The 10,363-nt window shown below is 68.8% G+C and carries 12 protein-coding genes; 10 read left to right on the top strand and 2 right to left on the bottom strand.

Features of this window, described 5'->3' with window-relative positions; genetic code table 11:
* Nucleotides 1-116: 116 nt before the first annotated feature.
* From aroC to aroQ, 4 genes are read left to right on the top strand one after another with little or no spacing between them, the layout of a single operon-like run.
* Entirely contained in the window at nucleotides 117-1,322 is a 1,206-nt protein-coding gene (gene aroC, locus A5708_RS23340) for a chorismate synthase (protein ID WP_065030883.1), read from the top strand.
* A complete protein-coding gene (locus A5708_RS23335) occupies nucleotides 1,322-1,846 on the top strand; it encodes a shikimate kinase (RefSeq protein WP_065030874.1) in 525 nt (174 codons plus the stop codon). The genes aroC and A5708_RS23335 overlap by 1 nt, the downstream gene beginning before the upstream one ends.
* A complete protein-coding gene (gene aroB / locus A5708_RS23330) occupies nucleotides 1,843-2,934 on the top strand; it encodes a 3-dehydroquinate synthase (protein ID WP_065030873.1) in 1,092 nt (363 codons plus the stop codon). The genes A5708_RS23335 and aroB overlap by 4 nt, the downstream gene beginning before the upstream one ends.
* On the top strand, nucleotides 2,931-3,377 hold the full coding sequence (aroQ, locus tag A5708_RS23325) for a type II 3-dehydroquinate dehydratase (RefSeq protein ID WP_065030872.1): 447 nt from the start codon (nucleotides 2,931-2,933) through the stop codon (nucleotides 3,375-3,377). The genes aroB and aroQ overlap by 4 nt, the downstream gene beginning before the upstream one ends.
* Here the strand turns inward: aroQ and A5708_RS23320 are convergent.
* Nucleotides 3,374-4,081, bottom strand: coding sequence for a B-4DMT family transporter (locus A5708_RS23320; RefSeq protein WP_196772727.1), 708 nt, complete (start codon nucleotides 4,079-4,081; stop codon nucleotides 3,374-3,376). The two genes, aroQ and A5708_RS23320, sit on opposite strands and share 4 nt — an antisense overlap.
* Nucleotides 4,082-4,114: 33 nt before the next feature.
* Between A5708_RS23320 and A5708_RS23315 the strand changes: the two genes are divergently transcribed.
* From A5708_RS23315 to A5708_RS23295, 6 genes are all read left to right on the top strand, one after another.
* Entirely contained in the window at nucleotides 4,115-5,224 is a 1,110-nt protein-coding gene (locus tag A5708_RS23315; RefSeq protein ID WP_065030871.1) for a M24 family metallopeptidase, read from the top strand.
* Nucleotides 5,225-5,267: 43 nt separating this feature from the next.
* Nucleotides 5,268-5,492 carry a hypothetical protein gene (locus tag A5708_RS27050; protein ID WP_155766160.1) on the top strand — a complete coding sequence of 75 codons (225 nt, stop codon included), beginning with the start codon at nucleotides 5,268-5,270 and terminating at the stop codon, nucleotides 5,490-5,492.
* A gap of 125 nt (nucleotides 5,493-5,617) precedes the next feature.
* Entirely contained in the window at nucleotides 5,618-6,181 is a 564-nt protein-coding gene (efp, locus tag A5708_RS23310; protein WP_065030870.1) for an elongation factor P, read from the top strand.
* On the top strand, nucleotides 6,178-6,681 hold the full coding sequence (gene nusB, locus A5708_RS23305) for a transcription antitermination factor NusB (RefSeq protein ID WP_065030869.1): 504 nt from the start codon (nucleotides 6,178-6,180) through the stop codon (nucleotides 6,679-6,681). The genes efp and nusB overlap by 4 nt, the downstream gene beginning before the upstream one ends.
* Nucleotides 6,678-7,079 carry an antitermination protein NusB gene (locus A5708_RS23300; RefSeq protein WP_065030868.1) on the top strand — a complete coding sequence of 134 codons (402 nt, stop codon included), beginning with the start codon at nucleotides 6,678-6,680 and terminating at the stop codon, nucleotides 7,077-7,079. The genes nusB and A5708_RS23300 overlap by 4 nt, the downstream gene beginning before the upstream one ends.
* A 95-nt stretch (nucleotides 7,080-7,174) precedes the next feature.
* Entirely contained in the window at nucleotides 7,175-10,030 is a 2,856-nt protein-coding gene (locus tag A5708_RS23295) for an aminotransferase class I/II-fold pyridoxal phosphate-dependent enzyme (RefSeq protein ID WP_065030867.1), read from the top strand.
* A 4-nt stretch (nucleotides 10,031-10,034) separates the two neighbouring features.
* Here the strand turns inward: A5708_RS23295 and A5708_RS23290 are convergent, their stop codons facing one another.
* The gene (locus A5708_RS23290) at nucleotides 10,035-10,295 is read right to left on the bottom strand and encodes a hypothetical protein (protein ID WP_231117999.1); all 261 of its coding nucleotides are present in this window, start codon (nucleotides 10,293-10,295) and stop codon (nucleotides 10,035-10,037) included.
* Nucleotides 10,296-10,363 lie beyond the last annotated feature (68 nt).

Below are 10,363 nucleotides of genomic sequence, written 5' to 3'. Positions count from 1 at the left end.
AGGCGCGGGTGCTCGGCGATGTCGCCGTCAACGGCGCGGAGCTGCCGGCGAGCAGTTTCTTCTGACGCAGCGCGCGGATTTAAGTCAGCGCAGGTGCCCATGGGACAATGGGACTCGTGTTGCGTTGGATCACTGCTGGGGAGTCGCATGGCCGCGCGCTGGTGGCCGTGCTCGAAGGCATGGTCGCGGGTGTGGAGGTCACCTCCCTCGACATTTCGGAACAGTTGGCCCGTCGTCGCCTGGGTTACGGCCGAGGCGCCCGGATGGCGTTCGAGCGGGACGCGGTGAGCGTGCTGTCCGGGGTGCGTCACGGTGTCACCCTGGGCGGGCCCATCGCCGTCGAGATCGGCAATACCGAATGGCCGAAATGGGAGACCGTGATGGCCGCCGATCCGGTCGACCCTGGCGAGCTGGCGGACAGCGCGCGCAACGCGCCGCTGACCCGGCCGCGGCCCGGCCACGCCGACTACGCGGGCATGCTCAAGTACGGCTTCGACGACGCCCGGCCGGTGCTGGAGCGGGCCAGTGCCCGCGAGACGGCGGCCCGCGTCGCGGCCGCCACCGTCGCCCGCGCGTTCCTGCGTCAGGCGCTCGGCGCCGAGGTGCTCTCGCACGTCATCGCGATCGGCCCGTCGGCGCCCTACGACGGCCCGCCGCCCGGCCCGGGCGACCTGCCCGCGATCGACGCCAGCCCGGTGCGTGCCTTCGACAAGGCAGCCGAGGAGGCGATGATCACCGAGATCGAGGCCGCCAAGAAGGACGGCGACACGCTCGGCGGTGTGGTCGAGGTGGTGGTCTCTGGCCTGCCCGTCGGGCTGGGCTCGTTCACCAGCGGCGACAACCGGCTGGACAGCCAGCTCGCCGGTGCCGTCATGGGCATTCAGGCGATCAAGGGCGTCGAGATCGGCGACGGCTTCGAGACGGCGCGCCGCCGCGGCAGCCGCGCCCACGACGAGATGTACCCCGGCCCCGACGGCGTGGTCCGCTCGACGAACCGCGCGGGCGGCCTGGAGGGCGGCATGACCAACGGCCAGCCGCTGCGGGTGCGCGCCGCGATGAAGCCCATCTCCACGGTGCCGCGCGCGCTGGCCACGGTCGACATGGCGACCGGCGACGAGGCCGTCGCGATCCACCAGCGCTCGGACGTGTGCGCGGTGCCCGCCGCCGGCGTGGTGGTCGAGGCCATGGTGGCGCTGGTGCTGGCGCGGGCCGCGCTGCAGAAGTTCGGCGGCGATTCGCTGGCCGAAACCCGCCGCAACGTCGAGTCCTACCGGCACGCGGTCGCCGAGCGGGAGTCGCCGGCCGCCCGGGGTACCGCGTAATGGCGCCCAAGGCGGTCCTGGTGGGCCTGCCGGGGTCGGGCAAGTCCACCATCGGCCGGCGGCTGTCCAAGGCGCTCGGCGTCGATTTCCTGGACACCGACGTGGCCATCGAGCAGCAGACCGGGCGCCCCATCGCCGACATCTTCGCCATCGACGGCGAGCCGGAATTCCGCCGCATCGAGGAAGACGTGGTGCGCGCCGCGCTGGCCGGCCATGACGGCGTGGTGTCGCTCGGGGGCGGCGCCGTCACCAGCCCGGGGGTGCGCGAGGTGCTCGCCGGTCACACCGTCATCTACCTGGAGATCAGCGCCACCGAAGGCGTGCGCCGCACCGGCGGCAACGCCGTGCGCCCGCTGCTGGCCGGCCCCGATCGCGCCGACAAGTACCGCGCGCTGCTGGCCGAACGCAGCCCGCTGTACCGGCGGGCGGCCACCATCCGCGTCGACACCAACCGGCGCAACCCCGGCGCGGTGGTCCGCTACATCGTCTCGCGGTTGCAGGCTCCCGCCGGGGCGGCCACATGACACGCTCCGGTGATCCGGTCACCATCGAGGTGGCCGTCGACCCGCCGTACCCGGTGATCGTCGGCACCCGCCTGCTGGGCGAGCTGGACGAACTCCTCGGCGGCAGGCACAAGGTGGCCATCGTCCATCAGCCCGTGCTGACCGAGACCGCCGAGGTGATCCGAGGCCGGTTGGCGGACAAGGGCGTTGACGCGCACCGCATCGAGATCCCGGACGCCGAGGAGGGCAAGGACCTCCCGGTGGTGGGTTTCTTGTGGGAAGTGTTGGGCCGCATCGGGATTGGACGCAAAGACGCGTTGGTCAGCCTTGGTGGCGGCGCGGCCACCGACGTCGCCGGATTCGCGGCGGCCACCTGGCTGCGCGGCGTCGACATCGTGCACGTGCCCACCACGTTGCTCGGCATGGTCGACGCGGCCGTCGGCGGCAAGACCGGGATCAACACCGACGCGGGCAAGAACCTGGTCGGGTCGTTCCATCAGCCGCACGCCGTGCTGGTGGATCTCGACACGCTGCAGACGTTGCCGCACAACGAACTTGTGGCCGGGATGGCCGAAATCGTCAAGGCGGGATTCATCGCGGACCCGGTGATCCTCGACCTCATCGAGGCCGACCCGCAGGCCGCCGTCGACCCGTCTGGTGACGTGCTGGCCGAGCTGATCCGCCGCGCGATCGCCGTCAAGGCGGAGGTGGTGGCCGCCGACGAGAAAGAGTCGGAGCTGCGCGAAATCCTCAACTACGGGCACACATTGGGGCACGCCATCGAGCGTCGCGAGCGCTACCAGTGGCGGCACGGGGCGGCGGTGTCGGTGGGACTGGTCTTCGCCGCCGAGCTGGCCCGGCTGGCCGGCCGCCTCGACGACGCCACCGCGCAGCGCCACCGCACCATCCTGTCCGCGCTCGGCCTGCCGGTCAGCTACGACGCCGACGCGCTGCCGCAGTTGCTGGAATACATGGCGGGAGACAAGAAGTCGCGGGCCGGGGTGCTGAGGTTCGTGGTCCTCGACGGCCTGGGCAAGCCGGGCCGGATGGCCGGCCCCGACCCGTCGCTGTTGGCGGCGGCGTATGCCGGACTCGCGGAGGTGTCATGACCACCGTCGTCAACGTCATCAACGGCCCGAACCTGGGCCGGCTGGGCCGGCGCGAGCCGGACGTGTACGGCGACACGACGCACGATCAGCTGGCGGCGCTGATCGAGCGGGAAGCCGACACGCTCGGCCTCAAAGCCGTTGTACGCCAGAGCGATAACGAGGCCGAACTTTTGGACTGGATCCATGCGGCCGCCGACGCGGACCAGCCGGTGATCCTCAACGCCGGCGGGCTCACCCACACGTCGGTGGCGCTGCGCGACGCGTGCGCGGAGTTGAGCGCACCCCTGATCGAGGTGCACATCTCCAATGTCCATGCGCGCGAAGAGTTCCGGCGACACTCCTACCTCAGCCCGGTCGCGACCGGAGTGATCGTCGGGCTGGGGGTGCAGGGCTATCTGCTCGCCCTGCGCTATCTGGCCGGGGAGCCCGGCGCCAACAGCTAGCCCTTGTCGTGCTCGGTGCCCGGCTTGGTGTGCTCGTCGCCGGTGCGGATCACCTCGGTCTTCGGGTCGTCCTCGGGCTTGGCGATCGTCTCGGTCGGTGATTCGGTGCTGGCCGAGTCGGTGTGCGCCTCGCGCTCGGCCGTGGCGACCGCCGACGTCCGCGGCTCGGCGTGGGCGCCGGCCGTCTGCGTGGGGATCTCGCCGGTGGGCGCGTCGTCGCCCCGCACCGCGGAGAACACGTCGGTGTCGGCCCGCTCGTCGTCGGCGCCCGGCCGGCGTGCCGGCGGATTGCGGTCCACCCGCCAGCGTCCGATGGTCACGCCGATGATTCCGGGCAAAAAGACGCACAGCGCGGTGAAGGCCGCAAACGTCGTCACCTCGTTGAGCAGTCCGCCGGTGTACAGGCCCTTGTACACAAGCGCGATCAGCCAGGAGACCGCGCCGCTGAGCACACCGGCCACCAGGCCGGCCAGCAGCCAGGTCATCGCCAGGTCGCCGCGGCGATCCGGATCCGGGTTGGCGATGGCGTCGGCGCGGCCGTCACGAATTCCCCAGATCATCACCCCGATGATGAACAGAATCAGCAGGCAGACGCTGAACAGCCCGGCCTGTGTCTGCCACGCGTTGATCAGTGCACCTTGGAACAATCGGACGACGACCATCGCCGCGGCGTAGACCAATCCGCGCAGCATCCAGTTACTCATGGCCCAAAAGCGTAGCGAGTACCGTCAAGACCTGTGACACATTCACAGCGTCGAGACAGGCTCAGAGCGCGACTTGAGGCCAGCGGATTGGATGCGCTGCTGGTCACGGACTTGGTGAACGTCCGTTACCTCTCCGGTTTTACCGGATCCAACGGCGCGTTGCTGGTGTTCGCCGACGATCGCGGCCCCGTCTTGGCCACCGATGGGCGGTACCGGACCCAGGCCGCCGAGCAGGCACCGGACCTCGACGTCGCCATCGAGCGGGTGCTGGGACGGCACCTGGCCGCGCACGCGGCCGAGGCCGGCGCGCTGAAGCTGGGCTTCGAAAGCAACGTGGTGACCGTCGACGGATTCGACGCGCTGACCCGCGAGCTGGACGAGCGCAAGGCGGCCACCGAGCTGGTCAAGGCCGCCGGAACCGTCGAGGCGTTGCGTGAGGTGAAGGACGCCGGCGAGGTCGCACTGCTGCGGCTGGCGTGCGAGGCGGCCGACGCGGCGCTGACCGATCTGGTGGCCCGCGGCGGCCTGCGGCCCGGCCGGACCGAACGCGAGGTCAGCCGCGAGCTGGAGGCCCTGATGCTCGACCACGGGGCCGACGCGATTTCGTTCGACACCATCGTGGCCGCGGGCCCGAATTCGGCGATCCCGCATCACCGCCCCACCGACGCGGTGTTGGCCAGCGGCGATTTCGTCAAGATCGATTTCGGTGCGCTCGTTGGTGGCTACCACTCCGACATGACCCGCACCTTCGTGCTCGGCAAGGCGGCCGACTGGCAGCTGGAGATCTACCAGTTGGTCGCCGACTCGCAGCGGGCCGGCCGCGAGGCGCTGCACGCGGGCGCCGATCTGCGCGAGGTGGACGCCGCGGCCCGCCGGGTGATCGCCGACGCCGGTTACGGCGAGCAGTTCAGCCACAGCCTGGGCCACGGCGTAGGTCTGGAGATCCACGAGGCGCCGGGCATCGGCGCCACCTCCACCGGCACGTTGCTGGCCGAATCCGTGGTGACCGTGGAACCCGGCGTCTACCTGCCCGGCCGCGGCGGGGTGCGCATCGAGGACACGCTGGTGGTGCCGGACGAAACCCTCGGCAAGCCACCGGAATTGCTGACCAAGTTCCCCAAGGAGCTCGCCGTTTTGGCGTAGCTGATGGTGCCTGTGGGTTGCGCCGCCGAGTACAGTCGGGTGCGTGAACGGGGTGGCACGGGGTTTGGCGCGCCTCCGGGATTTCCGGTGGGACATGTACGCCCAGCCCCTTCGGGAGATGCGGCTGGAGATGCAGATCGTCTACTTCGCGATCCACATGCCGTTCGCCAGCGGGGTCACGCTGCATGTCCCGCTGCTGACGATGATCAAGCCGCTGCCGTCGCCGGACGAGCACGCCGCGGTCGGCTCGGAACGCGTCCACCACTAACGGCGTTTCGCGCGTCACGGCTCGACCCCGGCCCGCGGGGCACGGTCGCGGAGCGCTCTAAACTGGCCGACAAGTTACAGACAGTTCCGTAGCGACTGTCCATCCTCGAGGAGATATACCGAACCGTGGCAAGCACTGCCGATTTCAAGAACGGACTGGTGCTGGTGATCGACGGCCAGCTGTGGCAGATCGTCGAGTTCCAGCATGTCAAACCGGGCAAGGGCCCGGCCTTCGTGCGGACCAAGCTCAAGAACGTGCTCTCCGGCAAGGTCGTCGACAAGACGTACAACGCCGGCGTGAAGGTGGAGACCGCCACCGTCGACCGGCGCGACGCCACGTACCTGTACCGCGACGGTTCGGATTTCGTGTTCATGGACAGCGAGGACTACGAGCAGCACCCGCTGCCCGAGACGCTGGTCGGAGATTTAGCCCGGTTCCTGCTGGAGGGCCTGCCGGTGCAGGTGGCGTTCCACAACGGGGCCCCGCTGTACCTCGAGCTGCCCGTCTCGGTCGAGATGGAGGTCACCCACACGGAGCCGGGCCTGCAGGGCGACCGGTCCAGCGCCGGCACCAAGCCCGCCACCGTGGAGACCGGCGCCGAGATCCAGGTGCCGCTGTTCATCAACACCGGAGACAAGCTGAAGGTCGACACGCGCGACGGCAGCTACCTGGGGCGCGTCAACGCGTGAGCAGACCCGTGCGGGGACGCCATCAGGCCCGCAAGCGTGCCGTCGACTTGTTGTTCGAAGCCGAGGCCCGTGGGCTGAGCCCGGCGGAGGTCGTCGACGTCCGCACCGGGCTCGCCGAAACGAACCCCGAAGTCGCGCCCCTGCAACCGTATACGGCCGCGGCGGCCCGGGGCGTCGGCGAACATGCCGCGCACATCGATGACCTGATCAGCTCGCATCTGCAGGGCTGGACGCTGGACCGGCTGCCCGCTGTGGACCGGGCCATCCTGCGGGTCGCGGTCTGGGAGCTGCTCTACGCCGACGACGTGCCGGAACCGGTCGCCGTCGACGAGGCCGTCCAGCTGGCCAAGGAGCTGTCCACCGACGACTCGCCAGGCTTCGTCAACGGGGTGCTCGGCCACGTCATGCTGGTGACACCGCAGATCAGGGCCGCCGCCCAGGCGGTCCGGGGTGCGGTGGCTTCCGACATAACACCGGAGGACCACGGACCACAACCATGACCCGGCTGGAGCTGCGCCTGCTCGTGGCGGCCACCCTGGCCGCGACGGTGGTGCTGGGTGCGGTGATCTGCGCCGCCTACGGCCTGACGATCGTGGCCTCGGTGCTGTCGATCTACGCGCTGGGCGTGGGCGCCTGGCTGTATCACTGCGTCGAACGGGTAATAGTCGCCCGCCGCATCAGCACGGTACGTTCGGCGGCCAAGCCGCTGCAGCCGCTGCTGCCGGTGATGGCCGCGATCATGGGGCTGACGCAGGGCGTGGTGCGCTCGCTCAGCGATGTCACCGAGTCGCCGGTCCGTCGCCTCGAGCTGCCCATGCTGCGGTGGGCGGAGGGTGCCCGGGGCAATCGACGCCCTCGAGGCGATGTCGTGGACAGCGATGACGAGGCGGATCACTGAGCAAGCTGAGGTGAAATGACCACGGGCGTGGCGCAGCGGGTTCACAATACGAGCGGCACGTCAGCGGCGGCGATCCGAGAAGAACAGGTGAGGTCATGATTCGATACAGCACCCAGCCGCGGCGACTACGAGTGTCCGCACTGGCGGCGGTGGCCAACCCGTCCTACGCCAGGGTCGACACGTGGAACCTGCTCGACGACGCCTGCCGTCACCTCGCCGAGGTGGACCTCGCCGGACTGGACAAGGCCCACGACGTGGCGCGGGTGAAGCGCCTGATGGATCGCATCGCCGCCTACGAGCGTTACTGGCTGTACCCCGGTGCGGCGAACCTGGCGATCTTCCGGGCCCATCTGGAGAGCCTGTCCACGGTGCGGCTCACCGAGGAGGTCTCCCTGGCCGTGCGGCTGCTGAGTGAATACGGCGACCGCGCAGGGCTTTTCGACACCTCCGCGCCGCTGGATGACCAGGAGCTGGTCGCCCAGGCCAAGCAGCAGCACTTCTACACCGTGCTGCTCGCCGACGACGCCCCGAGCACGGCGCCGGACAGCCTGGCCGAGTGCCTGCGCGCGCTGCGCTGCGCGTCCGACGATGTGCAGTTCGAGATCCTGGTGGTGCCCAGCGTCGAAGACGCCATCACGGCGGTGGCGCTGAACGGGGAGATTCAGGCCGCGATCATCCGCGACGACCTGCCGCTGCGGTCCCGTGACCGGCTGCCGCTGATGAACACGCTGTTGGGGCCCAACGAGGATGCGGACGGGGTCATCCCCGATCGGGCCAACGACTGGGTGGAGTGCGGCGAGTGGATCAGGGAGCTGCGGCCCCACATCGACCTGTATCTGCTGACCGACGAGTCGATCGCGGCCGGCGATGACACCGAGCCCGACGTCTACGACCGCACGTTCTACCGGCTCAACGACGTCACCGACCTGCACAGCACGGTACTCGCCGGACTGCGAAACCGTTATGCCACACCGTTTTTCGATGCGCTACGGGCATATGCCGCCGCACCGGTCGGCCAATTCCACGCCTTGCCCGTCGCGCGCGGCGCCAGCATCTTCAACTCCAGGTCGCTGCAGGACATGGGAGAGTTCTACGGCCGCAACATCTTCATGGCCGAAACCTCCACCACCTCCGGCGGCCTCGACTCGCTGCTGGACCCGCACGGCAACATCAAGAAGGCGATGGACAAGGCCGCCACGACGTGGAACGCCGACCACACCTACTTCGTCACCAACGGGACGTCGACGGCCAACAAGATCGTGGTGCAGTCGCTGACCCGGCCGGGTGACATCGTGCTGATCGACCGCAACTGCCACAAGTCGCATCACTACGGGCTGGTGCTGGCCGGCGCCTACCCGCTGTACCTGGACGCGTATCCGCTGCCGCAGTTCGCGATCTATGGCGCGGTGTCGCTGCGCACCATCAAGCAGACGCTGTTGGACCTGGAGGCGGCCGGACAGCTGCACCGGGTGCGCATGCTGCTGCTGACCAACTGCACCTTCGACGGCGTCGTCTACAACCCCATGCAGGTCATGCAGGAGGTGCTGGCGATCAAGCCGGACATCTGCTTCCTGTGGGACGAGGCGTGGTACGCGTTCGCCACGGCCGTGCCGTGGGCCCGGCAGCGGACCGCCATGGTGTCCGCCGAGCGCCTGGAGCAGATGCTGGCGTCGCCGGAATACGTTGCGGAGTATCGGAAATGGGCCGCATCCATGGACGGGGTCGACCGGTCGGAGTGGATCGAGCGCGAGTTGATGCCCGACCCGGCCACCGCTCGGGTGCGCGTGTATGCGACGCACTCCACGCACAAATCGCTGTCGGCGCTGCGGCAGGCGTCGATGATCCACGTGCGCGATCAGGATTTCAACGCGCTCACCCGGGATTCCTTCGGTGAGGCGTTTTTGACCCACACCTCGACGTCACCGAACCAGCAACTGCTGGCGTCCCTGGACCTGGCCCGGCGTCAGGTCGACATCGAGGGCTTCCAACTGGTCCGCCAGGTCTACGACATGGCGCTGGTCTTCCGGCATCGGGTGCGTAAAGACCGGCTGATCAGCAGGTGGTTCCGGATCCTCGACGAATCGGACCTGGTGCCTGAGGACTTCCGGGAGTCCGCGGTCAGCTCGACCGCTTCGATCAGGCAGGGCGCCCTGGCCGAATGGAACGAGGCGTGGCGTTCCGACCAGTTCGTGCTGGACCCGACGCGGGTCACGCTGTTTGTCGGCAAAACCGGAATGAACGGCTACGACTTCCGCGAAAAGATCCTGATGGAGCGATTCGGCATCCAGATCAACAAGACGTCGATCAACAGCGTGCTGCTGATCTTCACGATCGGTGTCACCTGGTCGAGCGTGCACTACCTGCTCGACGTGTTGCGAAGGGTGGCAATTGATTTCGACCGCATCGCGAAGGCGGCCAGCGTCGCCGACCGGGAGTTGCAGAAGCGTCACGTAGAGGAGATCACCGAGGATCTGCCGCATCTGCCCGACTTCAGTGAATTCGACGTCGCCTTCAAGCCGGTCGATGAGTGCAACTTCGGCGACATGCGATCGGCGTTCTACGCGGGATACGAGGAATCCGATCGAGAGCATGTGCTGATCGGCACCGCGGGACGGCGGCTGGCCGAGGGCAAGACGCTGGTGTCGACCACATTCGTGGTGCCCTACCCGCCGGGGTTCCCGGTGCTGGTGCCTGGCCAGGTGGTCTCCAAGGAGATCGTCTACTTCCTGGCCCAGCTCGACGTCAAAGAAATCCACGGTTATAACCACGATCTCGGGCTGTCGGTCTTCACCGAGACGGCGCTGGCCCGAATGGAAGCGCAACGCAATGCCGCGATGGCGGCGGTGGGTTCGGTGACCGCGGCTTTCGAGCTGCCCGCGGACGCTTCCGGAACGAACGGGGCACGCAACAACGGCGCCGATGCGGTGCCGTCGGTCGCCGACGGCAGCTGAGCGATCAGCCGGTCGTCGGAGGCGGATTAGCGCCGCAGGTGGTGCGGGCCGAGGTGTGCGGTGCACCGGGCGACCAGTCGGCGATACCCCGCCGGATCCCCTGCAGGAGGGCGTCCCGGCCCGCGGGAGCCGACTGGTTGCAACTCGAACTGAGGGTGTTGAACGGACTCGGGTCGGCGCCGGCCGGCGCCGCCAGGACACCGGAGCCGAACACGACGGCCGCGCTGACCAGTATTCGGGCGATCGCACGGTCGTTACGACGCACAGGGCGTGCAGTACTGAACATGACGGCGCCAGCCTAGGACGCGGCCGCTGAGAGGCCGCTGAGAACGC

The organism is Mycobacterium colombiense, assembly GCF_001672755.1.
GTDB classification, from domain to species: Bacteria; Actinomycetota; Actinomycetes; order Mycobacteriales; family Mycobacteriaceae; genus Mycobacterium; species Mycobacterium colombiense_C.
The sequence above is the reverse complement of the archived record's forward strand: the minus strand, read 5'-3'. Positions and strand labels throughout refer to the sequence as shown.

Excerpts from the sequence above, each read along its gene's own strand:
- A5708_RS23295 (WP_065030867.1), top strand. The coding sequence starts at position 7,175 with ATGATTCGATACAGCACCCAGCCGCGGCGACTACGAGTGTCCGCACTG.
- A5708_RS23300 (WP_065030868.1), top strand. The coding sequence starts at position 6,678 with ATGACCCGGCTGGAGCTGCGCCTGCTCGTGGCGGCCACCCTGGCCGCG.
- aroQ (WP_065030872.1), top strand. The coding sequence starts at position 2,931 with ATGACCACCGTCGTCAACGTCATCAACGGCCCGAACCTGGGCCGGCTG.
- A5708_RS23335 (WP_065030874.1), top strand. The coding sequence starts at position 1,322 with ATGGCGCCCAAGGCGGTCCTGGTGGGCCTGCCGGGGTCGGGCAAGTCC.
- aroB (WP_065030873.1), top strand. The coding sequence starts at position 1,843 with ATGACACGCTCCGGTGATCCGGTCACCATCGAGGTGGCCGTCGACCCG.
- A5708_RS23320 (WP_196772727.1), bottom strand. The coding sequence starts at position 4,081 with ATGAGTAACTGGATGCTGCGCGGATTGGTCTACGCCGCGGCGATGGTC.